The sequence below is a fragment of the Mumia sp. zg.B17 genome, from assembly GCF_019550915.1.
Lineage (GTDB): Bacteria > Actinomycetota > Actinomycetes > Propionibacteriales > Nocardioidaceae > Mumia.
The window spans coordinates 224,984-249,058 of the sequence record NZ_JAHWCI010000002.1 but is presented as its reverse complement, the minus strand read 5'-3'; the positions used below and the strand labels follow the sequence as shown (position 1 = coordinate 249,058).

The 24,075-nt window shown below is 70.2% G+C and carries 24 protein-coding genes; 13 read left to right on the top strand and 11 right to left on the bottom strand.

Going from position 1 to position 24,075, the window contains the following annotated elements:
• Positions 1 to 13 precede the first annotated feature (13 nt).
• The 4 genes from KV097_RS02535 to KV097_RS02520 all read right to left on the bottom strand — a co-directional run bounded on the left by KV097_RS02535 (position 14) and on the right by KV097_RS02520 (position 4,732).
• Positions 14 to 1,192: an amidohydrolase gene (locus KV097_RS02535; RefSeq protein ID WP_220341944.1), complete on the bottom strand. Its 1,179-nt coding sequence runs from the start codon at positions 1,190 to 1,192 to the stop codon at positions 14 to 16.
• A gap of 99 nt (positions 1,193 to 1,291) precedes the next feature.
• Positions 1,292 to 2,038 carry a succinate dehydrogenase/fumarate reductase iron-sulfur subunit gene (locus KV097_RS02530; RefSeq protein WP_220341945.1) on the bottom strand — a complete coding sequence of 249 codons (747 nt, stop codon included), beginning with the start codon at positions 2,036 to 2,038 and terminating at the stop codon, positions 1,292 to 1,294.
• Positions 2,035 to 4,008, bottom strand: a complete 1,974-nt coding sequence (locus KV097_RS02525) for a fumarate reductase/succinate dehydrogenase flavoprotein subunit (RefSeq protein WP_220364985.1) — start codon at positions 4,006 to 4,008, stop codon at positions 2,035 to 2,037. Before KV097_RS02525 ends, KV097_RS02530 begins: the two co-directional genes overlap by 4 nt.
• 4 nt (positions 4,009 to 4,012) lie before the next feature.
• Entirely contained in the window at positions 4,013 to 4,732 is a 720-nt protein-coding gene (locus KV097_RS02520; RefSeq protein WP_220341947.1) for a succinate dehydrogenase cytochrome b subunit, read from the bottom strand.
• Between the two features lie 87 nt (positions 4,733 to 4,819).
• Between KV097_RS02520 and KV097_RS02515 the strand changes: the two genes are divergently transcribed.
• Positions 4,820 to 5,746 carry a LysR family transcriptional regulator gene (locus KV097_RS02515; RefSeq protein WP_220364984.1) on the top strand — a complete coding sequence of 309 codons (927 nt, stop codon included), beginning with the start codon at positions 4,820 to 4,822 and terminating at the stop codon, positions 5,744 to 5,746.
• Positions 5,747 to 5,777: 31 nt separating this feature from the next.
• On the opposite strand, the gene KV097_RS02510 is transcribed toward KV097_RS02515, so the two are convergent.
• The 5 genes from KV097_RS02510 to KV097_RS02490 all read right to left on the bottom strand — a co-directional run bounded on the left by KV097_RS02510 (position 5,778) and on the right by KV097_RS02490 (position 10,784).
• On the bottom strand, positions 5,778 to 6,737 hold the full coding sequence (locus KV097_RS02510; RefSeq protein ID WP_220364983.1) for a serine/threonine dehydratase: 960 nt from the start codon (positions 6,735 to 6,737) through the stop codon (positions 5,778 to 5,780).
• On the bottom strand, positions 6,734 to 7,822 hold the full coding sequence (locus tag KV097_RS02505; RefSeq protein ID WP_220364982.1) for a YihY/virulence factor BrkB family protein: 1,089 nt from the start codon (positions 7,820 to 7,822) through the stop codon (positions 6,734 to 6,736). Before KV097_RS02505 ends, KV097_RS02510 begins: the two co-directional genes overlap by 4 nt.
• A 31-nt stretch (positions 7,823 to 7,853) precedes the next feature.
• Positions 7,854 to 8,366, bottom strand: coding sequence for a 2'-5' RNA ligase family protein (locus tag KV097_RS02500; RefSeq protein WP_220341951.1), 513 nt, complete (start codon positions 8,364 to 8,366; stop codon positions 7,854 to 7,856).
• Between the two features lie 68 nt (positions 8,367 to 8,434).
• Positions 8,435 to 9,457, bottom strand: coding sequence for a tryptophan--tRNA ligase (gene trpS, locus KV097_RS02495; RefSeq protein WP_220364981.1), 1,023 nt, complete (start codon positions 9,455 to 9,457; stop codon positions 8,435 to 8,437).
• On the bottom strand, positions 9,450 to 10,784 hold the full coding sequence (locus KV097_RS02490) for a hemolysin family protein (RefSeq protein ID WP_220364980.1): 1,335 nt from the start codon (positions 10,782 to 10,784) through the stop codon (positions 9,450 to 9,452). Before KV097_RS02490 ends, trpS begins: the two co-directional genes overlap by 8 nt.
• A 41-nt stretch (positions 10,785 to 10,825) precedes the next feature.
• Here KV097_RS02490 and galK point away from each other — a divergent pair, with 41 nt between their 5' ends.
• Positions 10,826 to 11,944, top strand: coding sequence for a galactokinase (gene galK / locus KV097_RS02485; protein WP_220364979.1), 1,119 nt, complete (start codon positions 10,826 to 10,828; stop codon positions 11,942 to 11,944).
• 71 nt (positions 11,945 to 12,015) lie between these two features.
• Positions 12,016 to 12,876, top strand: a complete 861-nt coding sequence (locus tag KV097_RS02480) for a prephenate dehydratase (RefSeq protein ID WP_308289310.1) — start codon at positions 12,016 to 12,018, stop codon at positions 12,874 to 12,876.
• Here KV097_RS02480 and KV097_RS02475 read toward each other — a convergent pair.
• Positions 12,830 to 13,465 (bottom strand): hypothetical protein, encoded by a 636-nt coding sequence (locus KV097_RS02475; RefSeq protein ID WP_220345274.1) that lies wholly within the window; start codon positions 13,463 to 13,465, stop codon positions 12,830 to 12,832. The two genes, KV097_RS02480 and KV097_RS02475, sit on opposite strands and share 47 nt — an antisense overlap.
• Positions 13,466 to 13,702: 237 nt before the next feature.
• On the opposite strand from KV097_RS02475, the gene trxA reads away from it, so the two are divergent.
• The 7 genes from trxA to KV097_RS02440 all read left to right on the top strand — a co-directional run bounded on the left by trxA (position 13,703) and on the right by KV097_RS02440 (position 19,820).
• Complete coding sequence (trxA, locus tag KV097_RS02470) at positions 13,703 to 14,089, top strand: thioredoxin (protein WP_220341956.1); 387 nt, start codon at positions 13,703 to 13,705, stop codon at positions 14,087 to 14,089.
• Positions 14,090 to 14,180: 91 nt separating this feature from the next.
• Positions 14,181 to 15,044 carry a formyltetrahydrofolate deformylase gene (gene purU / locus KV097_RS02465; RefSeq protein ID WP_220364978.1) on the top strand — a complete coding sequence of 288 codons (864 nt, stop codon included), beginning with the start codon at positions 14,181 to 14,183 and terminating at the stop codon, positions 15,042 to 15,044.
• A gap of 58 nt (positions 15,045 to 15,102) precedes the next feature.
• A complete protein-coding gene (locus KV097_RS02460; RefSeq protein WP_220364977.1) occupies positions 15,103 to 15,966 on the top strand; it encodes a hypothetical protein in 864 nt (287 codons plus the stop codon).
• A 149-nt stretch (positions 15,967 to 16,115) separates the two neighbouring features.
• Positions 16,116 to 17,141 (top strand): sulfate ABC transporter substrate-binding protein, encoded by a 1,026-nt coding sequence (locus tag KV097_RS02455; RefSeq protein WP_220364976.1) that lies wholly within the window; start codon positions 16,116 to 16,118, stop codon positions 17,139 to 17,141.
• Positions 17,138 to 17,983: a sulfate ABC transporter permease subunit CysT gene (cysT, locus tag KV097_RS02450; protein ID WP_220345276.1), complete on the top strand. Its 846-nt coding sequence runs from the start codon at positions 17,138 to 17,140 to the stop codon at positions 17,981 to 17,983. The genes KV097_RS02455 and cysT overlap by 4 nt, the downstream gene beginning before the upstream one ends.
• A complete protein-coding gene (locus tag KV097_RS02445; RefSeq protein WP_220341960.1) occupies positions 17,980 to 18,849 on the top strand; it encodes a sulfate ABC transporter permease in 870 nt (289 codons plus the stop codon). The genes cysT and KV097_RS02445 overlap by 4 nt, the downstream gene beginning before the upstream one ends.
• Positions 18,846 to 19,820, top strand: a complete 975-nt coding sequence (locus KV097_RS02440) for a sulfate/molybdate ABC transporter ATP-binding protein (RefSeq protein ID WP_220341961.1) — start codon at positions 18,846 to 18,848, stop codon at positions 19,818 to 19,820. The genes KV097_RS02445 and KV097_RS02440 overlap by 4 nt, the downstream gene beginning before the upstream one ends.
• Before the next feature lie 67 nt (positions 19,821 to 19,887).
• Here the strand turns inward: KV097_RS02440 and KV097_RS02435 are convergent, their stop codons facing one another.
• Complete coding sequence (locus KV097_RS02435) at positions 19,888 to 21,135, bottom strand: MFS transporter (RefSeq protein ID WP_220341962.1); 1,248 nt, start codon at positions 21,133 to 21,135, stop codon at positions 19,888 to 19,890.
• 257 nt (positions 21,136 to 21,392) lie between these two features.
• Here KV097_RS02435 and KV097_RS02430 point away from each other — a divergent pair, with 257 nt between their 5' ends.
• From KV097_RS02430 to KV097_RS02420, 3 genes are all read left to right on the top strand, one after another.
• Positions 21,393 to 22,064 carry a metal-dependent transcriptional regulator gene (locus KV097_RS02430; RefSeq protein ID WP_308289309.1) on the top strand — a complete coding sequence of 224 codons (672 nt, stop codon included), beginning with the start codon at positions 21,393 to 21,395 and terminating at the stop codon, positions 22,062 to 22,064.
• A 99-nt stretch (positions 22,065 to 22,163) separates the two neighbouring features.
• Positions 22,164 to 22,919, top strand: coding sequence for an aquaporin Z (gene aqpZ / locus KV097_RS02425; RefSeq protein WP_220341963.1), 756 nt, complete (start codon positions 22,164 to 22,166; stop codon positions 22,917 to 22,919).
• 114 nt (positions 22,920 to 23,033) lie between these two features.
• Positions 23,034 to 24,023, top strand: a complete 990-nt coding sequence (locus KV097_RS02420; RefSeq protein WP_220341964.1) for a malate dehydrogenase — start codon at positions 23,034 to 23,036, stop codon at positions 24,021 to 24,023.
• Positions 24,024 to 24,075: the final 52 nt, after the last annotated feature.

Below are 24,075 nucleotides of genomic sequence, written 5' to 3'. Positions count from 1 at the left end.
CCGCGCGGGGTGGTCAGACCGTCGCGCTCGCCAGCGCCGACATGGCGAGGACCTTCGCGCCGATCGCCACGGCCCGCTCGTCGATGCGCAGGTTGCCCTGGTGGAGGTCGTACGTCGGTCCGCCAGGTGTGCGGGTCCCGAGCCGTCCCATCGATCCAGGGACCGACTCGACGAACCAGGCGAAATCCTCGCCTCCGAGGCTCTGGCTGGTCGTCGTCACGGCGGTCGGGCCGAGGGCGACGGCGACCGCGTCGCGCAGGATCTCGGTCGACTCCACGTCGTTGACGACCGGCGGGACGCCCTGGGTGTAGGTGACCTCGGCATCCACGCCGTACGGAGAGACGATCTCGCGGACGAGCGCCCGCACGAGGTGCTCCGCCTCGTGCCAGGCGGTGGCGTCGAGCATGCGCAGCGTCCCGGAGGCCTCGCCGGTCGCGGGGATGACGTTGGGAGCGCTGCCCGCGTTGATGCTGCCCCACACGAGACTGGCCCCGGCGCGCGGGTCGAGCCGTCGCGAGAGCGCCGCGGGCAGCTGGGTGCAGAGCGTCGCCAGGGCGAAGGTGAGGTCCTGGGTGAGATGAGGACGCGACGTGTGGCCCCCACGGCCGCTGAGCTGGACCCGCACCCGGTCGGCGGCACCGGTGATGGAGCCCTCTCGCAGCCCCACGAGCCCGACGTCGAGAGAGGGGTCGCAGTGCAGCGCGAACGCCCGAGAGACGCCCGACAGCGCGCCCGCGGCGAGGATCGACAGCGCACCACCGGGCATCACCTCCTCGGCGGGCTGGAACACCAGCCGCACCCGGACAGGGAGCCCTCCGTCGTGCGCGTGCCGCGCGAGGGCGCCGGCCGCCCCGATGAGGGCCGCGGTGTGGACGTCGTGGCCGCACGCGTGCGTCACACCGGGCACGGACGAGCGCCACGGGTCGGAGGTCTTGTCTGTGATGGGCAGGGCGTCGAGATCGGCGCGCAACGCCACGACGGGTCCCTCGGCGTCACCGACCTCGGCGACGAGCCCTGTCGGGTCCAGTCGCGTCGACTCGATCCCGAACTTGTCCAGCCAGCCCGCCACGACGTCGGTGGTGCGGTGCTCCTGCCAGGACAGCTCCGGATGGGCGTGCAGGTCACGGCGGACGTCGAGCAGGTCGGGCACGAGTGCGTCGACGGCCGCGACGAGGTCCGCGGGCGTGGGCATGGCCTCAGGTTATCGCGAGGTCTCGGTCGCACCGCCCCGGCCGGCGGCAAGTCGGCGGCCCGCACCTGCTCCAGGTGCGGGCCGTCGGACGGACGTCGGTCAGTCCTTGCCCTTGGCGAGCGCTCCGAGCAGGTCGCGGTTGAGCCGCGAGATCGTCTCGAGCGGGATGCCCTTGGGGCAGGCTGCCGTGCACTCGCCGATGTTGGTGCAGTTGCCGAAGCCCTCGGCGTCGTGCTGCTCCACCATGCTCACCACGCGCTCGGCGCGCTCGGGCTGTCCCTGCGGGAGCAGGCCGAGGTGGGTGATCTTGGCGGCGGTGAAGAGCATCGCCGAGCCGTTCGGGCAGGCGGCGACACAAGCGCCACAGCTGATGCAGGCGGCCGCCTCGAAGGCGCGGTCGGCGTCTTCCTTGGGAACGGGGAGGTTGTTGGCCTCGGGCGCCGATCCGGTCGGAGCGCTGATGTAGCCGCCCGCCTGGATGATGCGGTCGAACGCCCCGCGGTCGACGACGAGGTCCTTGACCACCGGGAAGCTCGCCGAGCGCCACGGCTCGATGTCGATGACGTCGCCGTCGTTGAAGGACCGCATGTGCAGCTGGCAGGTGGTCGTACGCTCCGGGCCGTGCGCCAGCCCGTTGATGACCACGCCGCACATGCCGCAGATGCCCTCGCGACAGTCGCTGTCGAAGGCGATCGGCTCCTCCCCCTCGAGGGTGAGGCGCTCGTTGAGCACGTCGAGCATCTCGAGGAACGACATGTGCTCCGAGACGTCGTCCAGCTCGTAGCCGACCATCGTGCCCTGGTCGGAAGTGTTGGCCTGACGCCACGCACGAATGGTGATCTTCACTTGTAGCTCCGCTGCTTCATCTCGACGTTCTGGTACACCAGTGCTTCCTTGTGCAGGATCGGCTTGCCGCCGTCCCCACCGAACTCCCAGGCCGCGACGTAGGCGTACTCGTCGTCGTGACGCAGCGCCTCACCGTCCTCGGTCTGGCTCTCGACACGGAAGTGGCCTCCGCAGGACTCGCGGCGGTGGAGCGCGTCGATGCACATCAGCTCGCCGAGGTCGATGAAGTCGGCCACCCGGCCGGCGCGCTCGAGGGTCTGGTTGAGGTCCTCGTTGACGCCGGTCACCTTGACGTCTCGCCAGAACTCCGTGCGCAGCTCACGGATGAGCTCGATCGCCTTGAGCAGCCCGCCCTCGGACCGCGCCATGCCGCAGTACTCCCACATGATGGTGCCGAGCTCGCGGTGGAAGGAGTCGACCGTCCGGGTGCCGTTGATCGACAGCAGCTTCTCGATGCGGTCGGTGACCTGCTGCTTGGCCTCGACGGCAGCGGGGTGCGACTCATCGACCGGCTCGTACGGGCCGTCGGCCAGGTAGTTCGCCAGCGTGTTGGGCAGGACGAAGTAGCCGTCGGCCAGACCCTGCATCAGCGCGCTCGCCCCGAGACGGTTCGCGCCGTGGTCGGAGAAGTTGGCCTCGCCGGTCACGAACAGGCCCGGGATGGAGCTCTGCAGGTCGTAGTCGACCCACAGCCCGCCCATCGTGTAGTGCACGGCCGGATAGATCCGCATCGGCGTCTCGTACGGGTTCTCGCCCGTGATCTGGGCGTACATGTCGAAGAGGTTGCCGTACTTCGCCTCGACCGTGGCGCGTCCGAGGCGGGCGATCGCGTCGGCGAAGTCGAGGTAGACCCCGAGGCCGCCGGGACCGACGCCACGGCCCTCGTCGCAGACGTACTTGGCGGCGCGCGAGGCGATGTCACGAGGCACGAGGTTGCCGAACGCCGGGTACTGGCGCTCCAGGTAGTAGTCGCGCTCCTCCTCGGGGATCTCCGCGGCCGGACGGTCGTCGCCGGCCTTCTTGGGGACCCAGATGCGGCCGTCGTTGCGCAGCGACTCGCTCATCAGGGTGAGCTTGGACTGGTAGGCGCCCGAGACGGGGATGCAGGTCGGGTGGATCTGCGTGTAGCAGGGGTTGCCGAAGTAGGCGCCCTTGCGGTGCGCCCGCCAGGGCGCGGTGACGTTGGACCCCATCGCGTTGGTCGACAGGAAGAAGACGTTGCCGTAGCCGCCGGTCGCGAGGACGACGGCGTCGGCGAAGTGCGACTCGATCTCGCCGGTGACCATGTCACGCACCACGACCCCGCGGGCGCGGCCGTCGGCGACGATCACCTCGAGCATCTCGTGGCGGGTGTGGTTGACGACGGTCCCCGCGGCGACCTGACGCTCCAGCGCCTGGTAGGCGCCGATCAGCAGCTGCTGGCCGGTCTGGCCGCGCGCATAGAACGTGCGCGAGACCTGCACGCCGCCGAACGAGCGGTTGTCGAGGAGTCCGCCGTACTCACGGGCGAAGGGCACGCCCTGGGCGACGCACTGGTCGATGATCTCGACCGAGACCTCGGCGAGCCGGTAGACGTTGGACTCCCGGCTCCGGAAGTCGCCGCCCTTGACCGTGTCGTAGAACAGCCGATAGATCGAGTCGCCGTCGTTACGGTAGTTCTTGGCGGCGTTGATGCCACCCTGCGCGGCGATCGAGTGCGCCCGTCGCGGGCTGTCCTGGTAGCAGAAGCTGGTGACCTGGTAGCCGGCCTCACCCAAGGTGGCAGCCGCCGAGGCGCCGGCGAGGCCGGTCCCGACGATGATGACCTTGAGCTTGCGGCGGTTGGCCGGGTTGACCAGCTTGGCCTCGAAGCGGCGGGTCTCCCAGCGCTTGGTCACGTCGACGTCGGGCGCCTTCGTGTCGGCGATCGGGGCGCCGAGGTCGTAGAGGTCGGTGAAGTCGTCGGTGCGTTCCGAGACGTTGACGGTCATGGGGTCAGCCCACCCATCCGAAGAAGATGGCGAACGGCGGGATCAGGAAGCCGATGGTGATGATTCCCGAGACCGCGTACGCGAGAAGGTTGAGGTTGCGACGTGCCTTGGCGCTGGTGTTGGCGCCGAGGGTCATGCCCGCGGCCCACACGCCGTGACGGAGGTGGAAGCCCACCGCCAGCAGCGCCACCGTGTAGGCGAGCACCATGTACCACTCGCCGAACGTGTTGAGGACCCGCTCGTACGGGCTCGGCGAGGCGCCGCCCGGGGCGATGTCGTTCGTCGTGAGGTTCAGCAGGTGGAAGATGATGAAGAGGAAGATGATCACGCCGCCCCACCGGAGGGTGAACGACGCGTAGCTGCGCTGGAAGCCGCGCTTGTTCTTCTTCGACTTGTAGCGGGATCCCGGGGAGGTGCGGGTCGCCTTGCGGTCTCGGATCGTCAGCACCACGGCCGCGTAGACGTGGGCGATGATCGCCGCGAGCAGCACCACGCGGATGATCCAGAGGAGTCCCTCATAAGGGAGGAGCGGCTCGCCGAGCGTGCGCAGGTGGTGCGAGTACTCGTCGAAGGCCGCCTGGCCGCTGAAGACCTTGAGGTTGCCGTACATGTGGAGCAGGAGGTAGCCGACCATGATGAGGCCGCTGACCGCCATGAGTGCTTTGAGCGCGACCGTGGAGCGTCGGGCGCCCGGTCGCGGTTTGGTGATCTCGGTTGTCGCCACCCGCTCACGATAGGCCGCACTCCACCGACTGCGCTAAGTCATACTGAGGCTCACTTTCATAGCCAACAGGCATGGCACACTGGAGTCGTGCAGATCCAGCAGCTGACCTACTTCGTCGCGGTCGCCCGAACGCGGCACTTCACCCAGGCCGCGGACGACTGCGGCGTCTCTCAGCCGAGCCTGTCCAAACAGATCCGAGTCCTGGAGAACTCGCTCGGCACCGCGCTGTTCGAGCGTGAGCGTGGAGCCGTCCGGCTCACCCCCGCCGGCGAAGCGCTTCTCCCCCACGCCCAGGAGATCATCATCGAGCACGACGAGGGCCTGCGCGCCGTCAGGGAGGTGGCCGGCCTCCAACGCGGTCGCGTCCGCGTCGGGGCGACGCCCTCGATGTGGGAGGGCCTGATGGCCGACGCCCTGATCGCCTTCCGTTCGGCCTACCCGGGGATCGAGCTCGAGGTGACCGAGGGCGGTTCCCGCACCTTGACCCGCGCGCTCGGCCGAGGAGACCTGGACCTGGCGCTCGTGATCGTGCCCCTGCGCAGCGACGATCCCGACCTCGTCGCCACGCCGCTGCTGCGCGAGCGCCTGGTGGTCGCCGGGCCCGCAGACGCGCCGGCTCCCGGCAAAGATCCCCTCGCCGTCCGCGACCTCGAGGGCGTGCCGCTGGTGATGTTCCGCGAGGGCTACGACCTGCGCGACACCACGATGAAGGCCTGCCTCGACGCCGGCTTCGAGCCGACCCTGGCGATCGAGGGCGGCGAGATGAACGCGGTCCTGCGGTTCGTCGAGGCCGGGCTCGGCTACGCGGTGGTCCCCGGCATGGTGCTGCCGTCACGCCCGTCGCTGCGCGGCACCCCGATCGGCGAGCCGGAGCTCACCCGGACCATCGCGCTCGCACACCGCCGTACGGAGGCGCTCCCGCTGGCCCCCCGCGCCTTCCGCGACCTCCTCGTCGAGCACCTGCGCGGGCTCGCCGCCGAGGACCTGGGCGTCGACGTGGACCTGATCGGCTGACCCTGCCTCTCAAACCTGCCTCGGCCCCGAGTCAGCGAGAGACCGTGGCCACCACGTCGTCGGGGATGGTCGGGTGGTTGCCGCCGGAGATGACGACGACCACCGTCTCGCCCTCGCGGACGTCCGCCTTGCCCGCGACCAGCGCCGCCAGCGCGGTCACACCTCCGGGCTCGGCGAGCACCCGACACTCGTCCCACAGCAGACGTCGTGCGGCGAGGATCTGGTCGTCGCTGACCAGCATCGGCTCGGCTCCGAGCTCGCGGGCGACCGCGAACGCCCGCTCACCGGTCCGCGCCGCGCCGAGCGAGTCCGCCGCCACCCCCGACACCTCGACGTCGACCCGCGCACCGGCGGCCAGCGCGGCGGTGAGCGAGGGGCAGCGGTCCGGCTCGACGGGGACCACCGGGATCTGGTCGCGCAGGGCGAGCGCGGTGCCGCTGTAGAGCCCGCCACCACCACACGGCACCAGGACCCGTCGGGCGTACGGCGCCTGGTCGCCGATCTCGACCCCGACCCCCGCCGCCCCGGCCACGATCGTGTCCTCGTCGTAGGCGTGCACCGGCACCACGGCGCGGCCCTCCGCCCAGGCACGCGAGGCCTCGTACGCGGCGGCGTACCAGCCGTCGACGACGTGCGCGGTCGCCCCGTACTGCTCGATCCGCCGCACCTTCTCGGTCGGAGAGGTCGAGGGGACGAAGACGTCCGCCTCGATGCCGGCGATGCCGCAGGCCCACGCCACCGCGGCACCGTGGTTGCCGCCCGACGCGGCCACGGCACCTGTCGTGCCCTCGGGCATGCTCAGCACCGTGTTGAGCGCGCCGCGCGCCTTGAACGAGCCGGTGTGCTGCAGCAGCTCGAGCTTGAGCAGGACGCGTCCGGCGACCCCGACGTCTCCACCGTCGATCTCGCCGACCGGAGTGCGGCGCACCAGCGGGCGCACCCGTGCGTACGCCTCCTCGATCTCGGCGTTCGAGGGCAGTCTTCTGGTCACAGTGTGTTCCTCGCCTTGTCGTGCCGGAGCCAGGCCCACGCTGCCACAGCCAGGCCGGCGAGGAGCAGGAGGACGCGCGACGGCGTGGCCGTCTCCTCTCGCCCTGGCGCCGCCTGCGGCGCTGGGGCGAGGCCTGCCGGAGTGACCTCTGCGCCGATCGACGGCACGATCGTGGGTTCGACGACGACGCCGCGCGTGCGGGACTCGGGCGAGGTCAGCGCCCAGGAAGCGCCGTAGATGGTGAGCTGGGCGAAGAAGTGGATCCAGACCAGCAGCGTCACCGCGAGCGCCAGGGACGCGAGTCCCCCACCGGCAGCGGCGTCCAGGACGAACGACGCGAGCTGTTTGATCGCCTCGAACCCGATCGCTGCGAGGAACGCGCCGCGCCACAGGGCGTGCGGGGGCACGTCGGTGTGCGGAAGGATCGCGTACATCGCGAAGAACAGGAGGGTGCTCGAGGCGACGCCCAGCACCACGCTCAGCACGCCGACGGCGATCTCGACCGGCAGGCTGTAGATCCCGATCCGGTCGAGAAGGTCACCGGTGTAGCGGGTGACCGCGCCGGAGATCCCGACCGAGAGCAGCAGGATGATGCCGACCAGCACGAGCGTTGCGAGGTCGCGCAGCTTGCCGGGCAGGAATCCGTACGTCCGTTTGGGCGGCACCACGAACGCCGCCTCGAGCGACGTCCGCAGGTTCGAGACGAAGCCGAGGCCGGTGTAGAGGACACCCAGGACACCCAGCACACCGGCGATGTTGCGGCTCGCCGCGATCTGGTCGAAGGAGATCATGCCGTCGGGCGGGGGGCTCTGCGTCGTCACGATGCCGGGCAGGATCTGGTCGATCGCGGTCTCCAGCGCATCCTGCGCGCCGGGGACGTACTCGGAGAGGTAGCCGACGACGAAGAAGGCCAGCGCCAGGATCGGGAACACCGAGAGGAACCCGAAGTAGGTGATGCCTCCCGACAGGATGTTGCCGCGTACCGCGATGAAGTGCGCGACGGTCCGGGCCACGTGGTCCACGAACGGTCGTCGACGACGTACCGACGCGAACCAGGCCTTGACCCGCTCGATCAGCCTGCCCAACGACGCTCCCCCCGTCCGCGCGTCCGCGACCTCAGCCGAGCTCGAACTCCTGGTACGGAACCCATCCCACCTCGTCGTCGTGCCGGTACGCCGCGAACGCGCGGACCTCGAACTCGCACGAGAAGTCGGCGAGCTCCTCGTAGGCCCGGTCGAGCGCGGCCTCGCTCACGCGGTGCGCGACGGTGACGTGCGGGTGGTAGGGGAACTCGAGCTCACCCTCGTCGAGCAGCCCGTCGCGGATGTGCTTGGCGAGCTGCTCGGTGCTGGAGATGCCTTCGCTGACCGCGACGAAGACCACCGGGGAGACCGGCCGGAACGTGCCCGTCCCCCGGAGCCTCATCACGAACGGCTCGATGGCACGAGCGTCCACGCGGAGCTTGTCGTTGACCATCTCGAGCGCACGCTCGGAGACCTCCATCGGCGGGAGGAGGGTCACGTGGGACGGGATCAGCGCAGCCTGGGTGTCGCCGAACTCCGCGCGGTGCTCGCGCAGCTCGCTTCCCCAGGGTTCGGGGACGGGAATGGCGACGCCGATCGTGGGCATGGCGACCACCCTAGCGCTCGGCCGTACGGGCTGGCCGGGCAGCGAGTGATCCCCGCCGACGGCTCGTGTCAGCGTGCGCGGACGAACCCCACACGGTCGTACACGTCGCCGAGCGTCTTGGACGCGACCTCGCGTGCCCGCTGCGCGCCGTCGCGCAGGACGGCGTCCAGCTCGGCCTTGTCGGCGAGCAGCGCCTCGGTGCGTTGGCGCAGCGGTGTCACGAAGTCGGCGACGACCTCACCGAGGTCGACCTTGAAGGTGCCGTAGCCCTGGCCGCCGGCGTACTGGGCGACGATGTCGTCGACCGACCGCCCGGTGAGGGCCGAGTAGATCGAGAGCAGGTTGGACACACCCGGCTTCTCCTCAGCGTCGAAGCGCACCTCCGCCTCGGAGTCGGTGACCGCGCCCCGGATCTTCTTGGCCGCCGACTTGGGCTCCTCGAGGATCTCGAGGATGCCCTTCGGCGACGACGCCGACTTGCTCATCTTGATCGTCGGGTCCTGCAGGTCGAGGATCTTGGCGGTGTCGGCGACGATGAGCGGCTTCGGCACGGTGAAGGTGTCGCCGTAGCGGCTGTTGAAACGCTGCGCGAGGTCGCGGGTCAGCTCGAGGTGCTGACGCTGGTCCTCTCCGACCGGGACGCCGTCGGCCTGGTAGAGCAGCACGTCGGCAGCCATCAGGACCGGATAGGTGAAGAGCCCGACCGAGGCCTGCTCGATGCCGCCCTTGGCCGACTTGTCCTTGAACTGCGTCATCCGGCGGGCCTCGCCGAACCCGGTGATGCAGTTGAGGACCCACGCGAGCTCAGCGTGCTCGGGGACATGGCTCTGGACGAACAGCGTCGCCCGCCGCGGGTCGAGGCCGAGCGCGATCAGCTGCGCGGCGGCACGGTAGGTCCGGGCGTGCACGACGGCGGGATCGAACGCGACGGTGATCGCGTGCATGTCGGGGATGAAGTAGAACGCGTCGTGGTCCTCCTGCAGCGCCACCCAGCGCCGCACCGCGCCGAGGTAGTTGCCGATGTGGAACGCGTCCGCGGTCGGCTGGATCCCGGAGAGCACACGGCGGGGCGAGGTAGCGGCGTCAGGCATGCTCCGATTCTGCCAGCCCCTCCTCGGGCGGCGCCTCCGGATTCGCTGCGGCGGACTCGGGCTCGACCCGCAGGCGCGCGGCGCGGCGCCCGTCCATCGCGGTCACCGTCAGGCGGTACCCGTCGATCGGCACCGACGACCCCACCTCGGGGATCCGGCCGAGCCGGGCCACCAGATATCCCGCGACCGTCTCGAACGGGCCTTCGGGAAGCTCGATCCCCGTCTCGTCGGCGAAGGCGTCACGGTTGAGCAGCCCGTCGACCTCGACGGCGCCTCCGAGCAACCGGGTCGTCTCGGAGTCGGCGGTGTCGTACTCGTCGCGGATGTCGCCGACCAGCTCTTCGACGAGGTCTTCGAGCGTGACGATCCCGTCGGTGCCGCCGTACTCGTCCACCACGATCGCGAGATGGGTGTTGGCACGACGCATGTCGGTCATCGCGGCGAGCACCGGCCGCGTCCCGGGGATCATCACGACCTGACGCACCAGCTCACCGACCCGTACGGCGCGGTCTCGCATGCCGGGGTCGAACAGGTCGCGGACGTGGACGAAGCCGTCGACCTCGTCCGCGGTCCCCCGGATCACCGGGTAGCGGGAGTGTGGCTTCTCGCGGGCCAGCTGCACGGCCTTGTAGACCGGCAGCGAGCTGTCCATGAAGTCGACCTCGGTCCGCGGCAGCATCACCTCCCGGACCTGGAGGTCACCCGCGGCGAAGACGTCCTCGACGATGCTGCGCTCCTCGTCCGAGAGACCCTGCGTCGTCTGGACCAGGCCCCTCAGCTCCACGTCGGTGATCTCCTGCCGGGCTGCCGACGGGTCGCCCCCGAGCATCCGCACGACGACGTTCGTCGACACCGACAGCAGCCAGATCACCGGCGTCGCGAACCGGGCGACCGCGTCGACCCCCGGTGCGAGCGCGAGCGCGAACGCCACGGAGTGCTGCATCGCGAGGCGCTTGGCGGTGAGCTCCGAGAAGACGATCGACAGGTACGAGATGACGACGGTGGTGAGGATCAGCGCGGCGACGGAGGCGACGCCGGACGACAGGCCGAGCTCCTCGAGGAGCGGGCTCAGGTCGTTGGCGAGCGTCGCGCCACCGAAGGCGGCCGACAGGAACCCGCTGAGGGTGACACCGATCTGCACCGCCGACAGGAAGCGGTTCGGGTCCGACGCCAGTCGCGCGACGGTCGCGCCGCGCTTGCCCCGGCTGGCGATCTCGGGGAGCTGGGAGTCACGGAGGGAGACGAGCGCCATCTCCGCCGCGGCGAACACACCGCCGAGGAGGATGAACACGAGCACGAGGGCGATGTTCCACAGGGTCTCGTCCACCCCTCCAGCGTAGCGAGACGCCATGCGCGAGGATGGCTCGCATGACTGCAGCCGAGCCCGTTCCCGATGGTCAGGTCGGTGTCTGGGCGGCTCCCGGACGCGTGAACCTGATCGGCGAGCACCTCGACTACGTGGGCGGCCCGGTCCTCCCCATCGCGATCGACCTGCAGACCACCGTGAAGGCTCGGCGGCGCACGGACGGCCGTGTGCGCGTGTGGTCGGGGATCACCGACCGGTCGGTCGAGTTCGGCGCCGACACCGCCCCCGGCGACGTCGACGGATGGGCGCGCTACGCGGCAGGCACCGTGTGGGCCCTCGCAGAGTCCGGCCGTACGACCGGGGGCGCCGACCTCGTGATCTCCTCCGACGTCCCCCTCGGCGCCGGCCTCTCCAGCTCGGCCGCGATCGAGTGCGGTATCGCGGTGGCGCTGGCCGGCCTGGAGGGCTGGGAGGTCGACCCGGTCGAGACGGCCCTGATCTGCCAGCGGGGCGAGAACGACTACGCGGGAGCCCCGACGGGCTCGATGGACCAGCTCGCGTCGATGTGCGGCGAGCAGGGGCACGCGCTGCTCATCGAGACGGCCTCTGCACCGCCGACCGTCAAACCGGTCCCCGCGCACTGGGTGGACGACGGCTACGCCCTGGTCGTCGTCGACACGCGGGCCAAGCACAGCCACGCCGGCGGCGAGTACGGTCAGCGGCGCGCGCAGACCGTCGAGCTGACCGAGCTCCTCGGCCTGGAGACGCTGGCCGCCGCACCGCCCGACGCCGTCCTCAAGGTCGACGACCCCACGCTCAAGGCCCGGCTCCGGCACGTGATCACGGAGACGCAGCGGGTGCGGTCGGCGGTGCGCGCCCTCGCCGCTCGCGACTGGCCGCAGCTCGGCCAGCTGATGACCGCCTCCCACGTGTCGTTGCGCGACGACTACGACGTGAGCGCCCCCGAGCTGGACCTCACCGTGGAGGCGGCCCTCGAGCACGGTGCACTCGGGGCCCGGATGACCGGTGGGGGCTTCGGCGGCAGCGCGATCGCGCTGGTGGAGGCCGGTGGTGTCGACGCACTGAGGGCGGCCGTGGCTGCGGCGTTCGCCAGGGTCGACTTCCCCGCGCCCCGCACGTTCGTGGTCGAGCCGGCCGACGGGGCACGGCGCGTCTCCTGACCCGTCTGCCCGCCGTCCGCCGGCGGGTCGTCGGGCGCACCGCCGCCTGGTGGCGGTGCGATGATGGCGCCGTGACCCAGGACGTGGACCTCCCCCGCCGCATCGCCTACCAAGGCGAGCCCGGCGCCAACTCTCACATCGCGTGCGCCGACGCCTACCCCGACTGGGAGGCGATGGCCTGCGCATCGTTCGAGGATGCGTTCGCGGCGGTGACCGACGGACGAGCCGGGTTGGCGATGATCCCGATCGACAACACGCTCGCCGGACGCGTCGCCGACATCCACCACTTCCTGCCGACGTCGGGGCTGCACATCGTCGGGGAGTACTTCCTGCCCATCCACTTCGACCTGCTCGCGGTGCCCGGGGCGACACTCGACACCATCACCGAGGTCCACAGCCACGTCCACGCTCTCGGTCAGTGCCGCCGCATCATCCGCGAGCGCGGGCTGCGACCGGTGATCGCCGGCGACACCGCGGGCGCCGCCCGCGAGGTCGCCGAGTGGGGTGACCCGACCAAGGCAGCATTGGCGACCCCGCTCGCCGCGAGGACGTACGGCCTGCAGACACTGTCCACCGCGGTCGAGGACGAGGAGCACAACACGACCCGCTTCGTCGTCCTCTCACAGCAGCCGCAGACCGCTCCGCGGGGCGACTGGCCGACCGTGACGACGTTCGTCTTCAACGTGCGCAACATCCCCGCCGCGCTCTACAAGGCGCTGGGCGGCTTCGCGACCAACGGCATCAACATGACCAAGCTCGAGAGCTACATGGTCGGCGGCACCTTCACGGCGACGATGTTCCTCGCCGAGGTCGACGGCCATCCCGAGGAGCCGGCGTTGGCCCGCGCACTGGAGGAGCTGGCGTTCTTCTCGACCGACGTTCAGGTCATGGGCGTCTATCCGGCGCACCCTCACCGGTTCGCCGAGGCGTAGCCTCGTCGACCCGGGCGGCTTCTCGGCTCCGGTACCCGTCCAGGGCGATCAGGGCGGCCTGCGTACGGGCACTCTCGGCCGCTGCCTCGGCAACAACCCGAGCCGCCTCCCAGCGCCGCTGCTCGTAGGCCAGTCGTTCGCGCTCGCGCAGGCGTTCCCGCGCGCGCTCCGCGCGGCGGACCCAGAGCTCCACGGACTCACAGATGACGAAGACGACGCCGCCGACGGTGCGGACCACCCACAGCCAGAACGGCGGGTCAGGCCAGACGAACATCATCCCCGTGGCCGCGAGCATGACGATCAACCCGGCGTGGCTCAGCGCGAGCCCGACTGGCCGCACCCCGAACGACCAGCGCGGTTCATCAGGACGGCGCGAGGCCGACACGACGTCGACGATCGCCCACGCGACGAGCAGCGTCACTCCGCCGAGCAGGACGGCGCCGTCATACGCTCGCCGCCAACCGATCGGCAGCATCACCACCACGATCAGCCCTAAACCCGACGACAGGAGGGCGGAGGCCGCGACCTCGACCGGGGAGCGCTTCTTTCGCAGCGCGCGCGGGAGCCGTCGATCGCCTCGACGAGACATGGCCGGACTCTACCGCCGTTTCGGGTCGCGAAACACAGTTCCAGTCATACGAGGCTCTCTTCTTCCATCGAGCGCCGCACCATTCGTCGCCTCGGCTCGGGTACCCCGATGTCGCTCGCCTCCCTGACGCCTGACCTGGCGGCTGCCTAGGGTGGAGGTACGGGTGGGAATCCTGCGGGCCCGACCGCTGTTGAACACCGCAGACGCACAGACGCACCCGATCGAAATGGACGTGACATGGCAACCACTGCCCTGACCTCCGACAGCTTCATGGACACCATCTCCTCCGACGGCATCGTGCTGGTGGACTTCTGGGCCTCCTGGTGCGGCCCGTGCCGCCAGTTCGCCCCCGTGTTCGAGGCCGCGGCCGAGAAGAACGAGGACATCAAGTTCACCAAGGTCGACACCGAGGCGGAGCAGGATCTCGCCGGTGCGCTCCAGATCACCTCGATCCCGACGCTGATGGCCTTCCGTGACGGCATCCTCCTCTTCAACCAGCCCGGGGCGCTGCCCGCACAGGCGCTCGACCAGGTGATCGACGCCGTACGCGAGGTCGACATGGACGAGGTCCGTTCCCAGGTCGCCGAGCAGCAGGCACAGCAGGGGCCGGCGCAGCAGGCCTGACCCTCCGCACGCACTCTCCGACAGCCCTCTGGCCCCGTGGCCAGGGGGCTGTCGCGCATCCGCACGGTGGGCCCGCCGTACGCTGTGCGGCATGTCCACCACCACCTCCACGTACGTCCTGACCCTGACCTGCCCCGATCGCCCGGGGCTGGTGCACGCCATCTCGTCGTGGATCGTGGACCGCGGAGGCAACATCGTGGACGCGCAGCAGTTCACGGACGCGACGGCGCGACGGTTCTTCCTGCGGGTGCACTTCGAGAGCGTCGGTGACCCGTACGACGTGGACGCGCTCCGAGGCGGGTTTGCTCCGGTGGCCGACGAGCACGCGATGACGTGGAGCCTGGTCGTGGCCGAGGCGCCGTGCCGGACGCTGGTGATGGTCTCCAAGGAGGGTCACTGCCTCAACGACCTCCTGTTCCGGCAGAGCATCGGCGCTCTCAACATCGAGATCGGTGCCGTGGTCTCCAACCACACGACCCTCGAGCGACTGGCGAGGTCGTACGACGTCCCGTTCCACCACGTGCCGGTGACGGCAGGCACGAAGGCGTCGGCCGAGGAGCAGGTGTTCGGCCTCGTCGACGAGCTCGGGATCGACCTCGTGGTCCTGGCGCGCTACATGCAGATCCTGTCCGACGACGCCTGCCAGCGGCTCCAGGGACGGGCGATCAACATCCACCACAGCTTCCTGCCGAGCTTCAAGGGCGCCAAGCCGTACCACCAGGCGTACGAGCGCGGGGTCAAGCTCATCGGCGCCACGGCCCACTACGTGACCGCCGACCTCGACGAGGGCCCGATCATCGAGCAGGACGTCACCCGGGTCGCTCACCAGCAGGACCCGGCCTCGCTCGTGCAGGCGGGCCGCGACGTCGAGACCCGTGTGCTCTCGCGGGCCGTAGGCCTGCACGCCGAGCAGCGCGTCCTGCTCAACGGCTCCCGGACCGTCGTCTTCCCCTGAGGCAAGAGCTGCCACAAAAACCCTCGACAGTCGCCGGGGACGGTTCTTATCGTGAAAGATGACCAGAATCGCACCTGCCCTGGCCGTCGCGGCGGCGCTGACTCTCAGCGTCTTGCCGGCCACAGCCCACAGCAGCCCGGCCACAGCGACGGCTGCCGATCTCCGAGCTGGTGCCCCGCCGGCTGCCGGAGTCGTCGCCGCCGCGGCGGAGCGCGCCAAACCGCGGCTTCGCGTCACCGTCCGTGACCGTTCGCGATCGCTCGCTCCTGGTCAGTGGACGAAGATCAGGGTGAAGGTCCGCAACACCGGTCGCACGACGGCCCGGTCGGTGCGAGTCCGCGTCGCGAAGCGCAGCGGACTGACCGTCCGCCCGTCGGTTCGACGTCTCGGGTCGCTGCGAGCCGGGAAGTCGCGCACGACCGTGGTCCGGGTGCGGCTCGACGTGACCGCGAGGCGGACCGTCAAGATCTCCGCCCGCGCCCGGGCAGCACGCACGCGCACGACGACCGTCAGTATCGCTCCACGCGCCACGACATGGACCGGCTCGCTCCAGCCGGGCGGCACGCGTGCGCCCCTCAGCTTCACGATGAGCGCCGACGGCCGGACGATCCGCAACTTCACTGTCAAGGACGCGCCTTGCTCGTGCTGGTGGCCCTGGGTGGATCCTCCACTATTTGAATACTGGCTCGGCGAGATCGTGGTCCCGACGGTGCCGGTCAGCGCCGACGGAACGGTGAATGCCGAGGTCGCCCTGCCGGCGGATCCCGGCTTGACGAAGACTGTGAAGATCCGCGGCACCGTCCGCTCCGGCAAAGTCACCGACGGCGCCTTCTCGTACGACGACAAGTACGACGACCAAGTCAACCCGCCGGCGTCGTGCTGGACGGACCCCCACACCTCCTGGACGGCCACCGGCCGGTAGCACCGAGATTCCCAGCCCACCCGCAGGCGCCGCGCCCACATCGTGAGAAAGGGCGCCTGCGGGTTCCTGTGTCGCTATAGTCGAGTAATCTACTCGGGATTAGTAACTCACTCATTACAGCGCACAAGGCGCACGTCGAAAGGCACGACATGTTCACTCGGAAGCGGGCAACCCGCCTGATCGCCGCAACCACCGCGCTCGCCGCCGCGCTGGGGCTGTCGGCGTGCGGGGGCGCCGACGCCGACAGCTCCAGCACGACGCTGTCGCTGGTCGGCTTCGCGGTCCCCAAGGCGGGCAACAACGCCGCCCAGAAGGAGTTTGCGAAGACCGACGAGGGCAAGGGTGTCGTCTGGAAGGAGTCGTACGGCGCGTCCGGCGACCAGAGCCGCGCCGTCGCCGGCGGGTTGAAGGCCGACTACGTGCACTTCTCGGTCACGCCGGACGTCACACGCCTGGTCGAGGCGGGACTGGTCGAGGAGTCCTGGGACGACGGCGAGCACAAGGGCATCGTGACGGACTCCGTCGTCGTGCTCGTGGTGCGCGAGGGCAACCCCAAGAACATCCAGACCTGGGACGACCTCGTGAAGCCGGGCGTCTCCATCGTCACCCCCAACCCGGGCTCGTCCGGCGCCGCACGGTGGAACATCCTCGCCGGGTGGCAGCAGGCTGCGGCAGACGGCGGCGACGCCGCCGGCACGGCGTACCTGACGAAGTTCTTCAAGAACGTCGCCGCGCTCCCGGGCTCGGGCCGCGACGCCACCGCAGCCTTCCAGGCCGGCACCGGCGACGTCCTCATCTCGTACGAGAACGAGGCGATCCTGGCCCGCCAGCAGGGCGAGAAGTTCGACTACGTCGTCCCGGACGAGACGCTGCTGATCGAGAACCCCGGGGCCGTCACCAAGAAGGCCGACCCGAAGGCGAAGGCGTTCCTCGACTTCGTGCTCAGCGAGGAGGGCCAGGAGCTGTACGTCTCGAAGGGCTTCCGTCCGATCAGCCCCGACGTGAAGGTCGGCAAGGTCAAGGGCGCGAACGATCCGTCTGACCCGTTCCCGACGCCGTCCAAGCTCTTCACCATCGACGGTGACCTCGGCGGCTGGGAAGCCATCAACACCAAGTTCTTCGACGAGAAGAACGGCGTCGTCACCAAGATCCAGCAGGAGACGGGCAAGTCGTGACCACGTCCACCCTCACGCGGGTCCGGCGCCGGGGTCCCCGGCGCCGGGCCCGCGCGGCCACGGCCCTGACCCCCGCAGCGGGGTTGGGGCTGGGCGTCGCGTTGATCTGGTTCAGCATCCTCGTGATGCTGCCCCTGTCGGCCGTCGTCCTCACCACGACCGAGGGTGGCTGGACCACCTTCGTCGAGACGATCCAGCAGCCGCAGACGTGGGCCGCGATCAAGCTCACCGTCGGCGAGGCCGTCCTGGTGACCGTGACGAACGTCGTCTTCGGCACGCTCATCGCCTGGGTCCTCGTCCGTGACCACTTCTGGGGCAAGGGGATCCTCGAGGTCGTCATCGACATCCCGTTCGCCCTGCCGACCATCGTGGCGGGGTTGGTGCTCCTGAGCCTCTACGGTCCCGGCAGCCCGATCGGGATCGACGTCGCCAACACCCGCGTCGCCGTCTTCCTGGCACTGCTGTTCGTCACCACGCCGTTCGTGGTCCGGACGGTGCAGCCGGTCCTGCTCGAGCTCGACCCGGAGACCGAGCAGGCCGCCGCGTCGCTCGGCGCGAGCCGGCTCACGACCTTCCGCAAGGTCCTCCTCCCGGCGCTGACGCCGGCCATCACCGCCGGTGCGGCGCTGTCGTTCGCCCGCGCCATCAGCGAGTACGGCTCCCTGGTGCTGCTGTCGGGCAACCTCCCCATGCGCACGGAAGTCACCTCGGTGCGCATCCTGACCTACATCGAGAACGGCAACATGGCGGCCGCCGCCTCCGTCGCGTCGCTGCTTCTCCTCGTGGCTCTCTTCGCGATCATCGCCCTGGACGTCATCGCACGGAGGGTGGCCCGACGATGAACGAGCGCGGTCCCGTCCGTTACGTCCTGCGCGCGATCGTCCTCGTCTATCTGACGCTGCTGATCGTGTGGCCGGTCTTCCTCGTCGGCAAGAACGCGTTCGCCGAGGGGACCGGGGCGTTCGTGGACGCCCTCACCGAGCCGACCACCGTCGACGCGTTCGAGCTGACGCTGGTCGTCGCCGCCTGGGCGGTCGTCATCAACACCGTCTTCGGCGTCCTCATCTCGGTGCTGCTCGTCCGCTACACCTTCCCCGGCCGCCGTATCCTCTCCGCGCTCATCGACCTGCCGCTCTCGGTCTCCCCGGTCGTCGTGGGGCTCGCCCTGCTGCTGGCCTACGGGGGCACCAACGGCTGGTTCGGGCCGACGCTCGAGAGCTCCGGCCTCCAGGTCATCTATGCGACTCCAGGGATCATCATGGCGACGGCGTTCGTGTCGCTCCCGCTGGTGATCCGCGAGGTCGTCCCGGTGCTCACCGAGATCGGCACCGAGCAGGAGCAGGCCGCCGTCAGCCTCGGGGCCAACGCCTGGCAGACGTTCCGCCGCATCACGCTCCCGGCGATCCGCTGGGCGCTCGTGTACGGCGTCGTCCTCAGCCTCGCTCGGTCGCTCGGCGAGTTCGGGGCGGTCAAGATCGTCTCCGGCAACATCGTCGGGCAGACCCAGACCGCGACCCTCGTAGTCGAGGAGCGCTACCAGAACTTCGAGCAGACGGCCGCGTACGCCGCCTCGTTCGTGCTGGCCGCTGCCGCGGTGCTCGCCCTCATCGTCGTCACGCTCCTGCGACCGGGGCACGCCGCGGCGCCCACCATTCGGGCGTCCGCCGAGGTCGCCACCCCCCTCACCACCGAGAAGGACCCAGCATGAGCATCGAGATCGCAGGGGTCGGCCGCCGCTTCGGCGACTTCGTGGCCCTCGAGGACATCAATCTGTCGGTCCCCGCCGGGCAGCTCACCGCCCTGCTCGGGCCCAGCGGCGGCGGGAAGTCCACGCTGCTGCGGATCATCGCCGGCCTGGAGAACGCCGACAGCGGCACGGTCACGATCGAGGGCAACGACGCCACGCGACTCCCGGCCCGCAAGCGCAACGTCGGCTTCGTCTTCCAGCACTACGCCGCGTTCAAGCACATGACGGTCGCTCGCAACGTCGCGTTCGGGCTCGAGATCCGCAAGCAGCCCAAGGACCAGGTCGCCGAGCGGGTCCGCGAGATGCTCCGCCTCGTGCACCTCGAGCAGTTCGCCGACCGCTACCCGGCCCAGCTGTCGGGCGGTCAGCGCCAGCGCATGGCGCTCGCCCGTGCGCTCGCCATCGAGCCGAGCGTGCTGCTGCTCGACGAGCCGTTCGGCGCGCTGGACGCGAAGGTCCGCAAGGAGCTGCGCGACTGGCTGCGCCGCCTCCACGACGAGGTCCACGTGACGACGGTGTTCGTCACGCACGACCAGGAGGAGGCTCTGGAGGTCGCCGACCAGATCGTCGTCATCAACCAGGGCCGGATCGAGCAGATCGGGACGCCGGACGAGCTGTACGACCAGCCGGCGTCGGACTTCGTCCTGTCCTTCCTCGGCCCGGTGACGACCCTCGACGGGCGACTCGTACGGCCGCACGACATCGAGGTCGCCGCAGGACCCGTGCCGGACTCCGTCGTCGGCACCATCACGCGGTGGACGCGGATCGGCTACGAGGTGCGGCTCGAGGTCACGCCGACGAGCGGCGGCGACCCGGTCCAGGTCCAGCTCACCCGCAACGACGCGCTCCAGCGTGGGCTCGCCGAGGGGTCGACCGTCTGGCTCCGTGAGGTCGCGCCGGTCAACGGCGCCCACTCCCCCGTACCCGCGTGAGCTCCGGCGTCGGGCCCACTCTCGCGGGGGCCCGACGCCGAGGCAGCGCGGGTACGGCGGCGCCGGCTCAGTGCGAGAGCGACAGGGAGAGCCGCTCGCCGCGATACAGCCAGGCCGAGGCGACCAGGATGATCAGTCCGGCGAGCGAGAGACCCACGCCGACCCACGCGGTGGCGAGGTATCCCAGGCCGGCCGCGATCGCCGCGCCACCGAGCCAGGCGCCGAGCGCGTTCGCGGCATTGAGCGCTGAGTGGTTGAGCGCGGCGCCGAGCATCTTGGCGCTGCCCGAGACCTCCATCAGGCGCATCTGCAGCAGCAGACCGAGTGCGGCGGCGGCCGTGGACAGGAGGAAGACGCCTCCGAGCAGGAGGATCCCGTGCTGCGCGGTGTAGGCGAACAGCGCCAGCAGCAACGCCATCGCCACGAGCGTCGCGCACAGCCACGCGAACAACGCGTGGTCGGCGAGGCGGCCACCGATCTCGGTGCCCAGGATCGACCCGATGCCGTAGACGAGGAGCACCCACGGCACGAACCCCGCACTGAGGCGGGTGACGTCGGTCGTGATGGGGGCGATGTAGCTGTAGACGGCGAAGAGGCCGCCGAAGCCGACGGCTCCGACCCCGGCGGTCAGGAGCACCTGGGGCTGCCGCAGCGCCCGCAGCTCGCGGCGCACCGTCGCGGAGGTGTCACGCTGCTGCTGCGGGACGAAGGCCCCGATGAAGCCCATCGTGACCACGGCGAGGCCGACGACCACCCAGTAGGCCGAGCGCCACCCGAGCAGCTGTCCCAGGAACGTGCTCGCCGGGACGCCGATCAGGTTCGCCGCCGCGAGTCCCATCATCACCGACGCGACCGCACGGCCGCGCCGCTGCGGCGAGACCATCGAGGCGGCGATCAGCGAGGCCACTCCGAAGTAGGCGCCGTGCGGGAGGCCGGCGAGGAACCGTGCGGCGAGCAGGGTCTCGTACGACGGCGCGATCGCGGTCAGCAGGTTGCCGAGCGCGAGGGCGGCCACGAGCCCGATCGCGAGTGCCTGCTTGGGCAGCCGCGCGGTCATGGAGACGATGACCGGGGCACCGACGACCACGCCCACCGCGTACGCGGAGATGACGTGACCGGCGCTGGGGATGGACACCCCCATCCCGGAGGCGATCTCGGGCAGCAGACCCATCGTGACGTACTCGGTGGTCCCGATGGCGAAGCCGCCCAGCGCCAGCGCGAGCAGGGCGAGGAGCAGGCGGGGACGACGATCGCGCCGCTCACGCAGGACGCGCGGCGTGCGGGTACGACCAGGTGGGGAGGCGGTGAGCTGCATCCCTTCCAGAATAAGTTCGGGGAGAAAACAATTCCCGAGGTCAGGGCGTGAGGTCGCTCACTCGCTCGCGGGAGGGCTCAGAAGTCCCAGGCCGACAACACCGCGACCACCACGACGAAGGCCGCCACGAAGGCGGTCGTCCGCAGGAGGCCGGCGATGCCGCGCCGCACGGTTTCCGGTGCCATCATCACAGCATACGGCAGATCGAAGGATAAAGTTCGGATCACCGAAATCTTCTCGCCGCTACGCTGAGGCGCGTGATCGTGACCGCCCTCTCCACCGCCCACCAGGACTATCTGAAGACCATCTGGGCGATGACGGAGTGGGATGCCGAGCCGGTGACGTCCAAGGCGCTCGGCGCCAAGCTGGGCCAGCCGCCGTCGACCGTCTCGGAGACTGTGCGCCGTCTCACCGAGCACGGACTCCTGCGCCACGCGCCGTACGGGACGATCGAGCTCAGCGAGGCCGGTCGTGCCGCGGCCGTGCAGATGGTGCGTCGCCACCGCCTCCTCGAGACCTTCCTCGTCGACTACCTCGACTACGCGTGGGACGAGGTCCACGACGAGGCGGAGATCCTCGAGCACGCCGTGTCGGACGCCTTCGTCGAACGCCTCGACGACAGGCTCGGCCGGCCCGTCCGGGACCCGCACGGTGACCCGATCCCCTCACGTGACGGGTCCGTCCCCGGACTGGGTGCCGTACGCCTGAGCGAGAGGCACGATCCGGCGACGTTCGTCGTCGCCCGCGTCTCCGACGCAGATCCCGACCTCCTGCGCCACCTCACCGGGCTCGGCGTCGTGCTCGACAGTCCCCTGGTGCTCGTGGAGCGGCGAGACTTCGCGGGGACGCTCGCTGTCGAGATCGGCGGCATCGCCACCGAGCTGGGACTGCGCGCCGCCGAGGCGATCTGGGTGCTGCCGGCCGACTGACGACCGGCGTGCCACGACCCGGGGTGCACACCGGGCGCAGGGCGAGCACAATGCGAGACGGGACTGTCAGGGGGACGTCCCGCCCACGAGGGGGGATCCATGACGCCCGATCTACGTGCTCGTCTCGGAGCCGAGGTGCTCGGCTCGTTCTGGTTGGTGCTCGGCGGTTGTGGCGCCGCCGTCCTCGGAGCGGTCTTCGTGACACCCGAGGTCGGCAACCTGGGCATCGGACACCTCGGCGTCGCGTTCGCGTTCGGCCTGACCGTCCTGACGGGCGCGTACGCCGTCGGCCACATCTCGGGGGCCCATTTCAATCCCGCGGTCACCGTCGGCCTCGCCGTGGCACGGCGCTTCCCGTGGCGTGACGTGGGTCCATACGCCGCCGCGCAGATCGTCGGCGCGTCGATCGCTGGAGCCGTCCTGCTCGCCATCGCCCGTGGGGTGGAGGGCTTCTCCGCGGTCGACAGCGGCTTCGCGACCAACGGGTACGGCGACAGGTCGCCCGGCGGGTACGCCCTGTGGTCCTGCCTGGTGTGCGAGATCGTGATGACGGCGATGTTCGTCTACATCATCCTCGGCGTGACCTCGAAGCGTGCCCCCGTCGGGTTCGCGCCGTTGGCGATCGGCCTCGGCCTGACGCTGATCCACCTGATCTCCATCCCGGTCACGAACACCTCGGTCAACCCGGCCAGGTCGCTCGGCGTGGCGTGGTTCGCCGGGGCGGACGCCCTAGCGCAGGTGTGGCTCTTCATCCTCGCGCCGTTGATCGGCGCGGCCATCGCCGGAGCCACGTTCGTCTTCATCACCGGCGTCGACCGGTCCGACGTCGACGTGGTCGGAGACTCCGACTCCTGACCTCTCTCCGCACAGCGAGCCGGGCCCGCACCCCTGACAGCAGGGAAGAGCCCCGCCTTGCTAGCGTCAGGAGCACGTACGTGCCTGTACGCCCCGCCCTTGCAAGGAGATGTCGTGAGCGCAACACCCGTGAAGGTCGCCGTCACCGGCGCCGCCGGTCAGATCGGCTACAGCCTGCTCTTCCGGATCGCCGCCGGCGATCTGCTCGGCCCGGACACCCCGGTCCAGCTTCGTCTGCTCGAGATCACGCCCGCTCTCAAGGCGCTGGAGGGCGTCGTGATGGAGCTCGACGACTGCGCGTTCCCGCTGCTCGACTCCGTCGAGATCGGCGACGACGCCAACACGATCTTCGACGGCGCGAACCTCGCCCTCCTCGTCGGCGCCCGTCCGCGGGCCAAGGGCATGGAGCGGGGCGACCTCCTCGAGGCCAACGGCGCGATCTTCACCGCGCAGGGCAAGGCGCTCAACGACCACGCCGCCGACGACATCCGGATCGGCGTGACCGGCAACCCGGCCAACACCAACGCGCTCATCGCCAAGACCAACGCGCCGGACATCCCCGCCGAGCGCTTCTCTGCGCTCACCCGCCTGGACCACAACCGCGCGATCTCGCAGCTCGCCGCGAAGACCGGCGCGAAGGTCACCGACATCTCCAAGATGACGATCTGGGGCAACCACTCGGCCACCCAGTACCCAGACCTCTTCCACGCCCAGATCGCCGGCAAGAACGCCGCCGAGGTCGTCGGCGACCAGGCGTGGATCGAGAACGACTTCATCCCGACCGTCGCCAAGCGCGGCGCTGCGATCATCGAGGCCCGCGGTGCGTCCTCGGCGGCGTCGGCGGCGTCGGCGACGATCGACGCGGCGCGCGACTGGCTGCAGGGCTCGGCCGAGGGCGACTGGGTCTCGATGGCCGTCTCGTCCGACGGCTCCTACGGTGTCCCCGAGGGTCTCATCTCGTCGTTCCCCGTCGTGACTCGCAACGGTGACTGGGAGATCGTCCAGGGCCTCGACATCGACGACTTCTCGCGGGCCAAGATCGACGCCTCGGTCGCCGAGCTCGCCGAGGAGCGCGAGGCCGTCACCAAGCTCGGCCTCATCTGAGCGCAGGCACGATCTGCGAAAGCCCCGACCTCCGGCCCGTACGGGCTGGGGT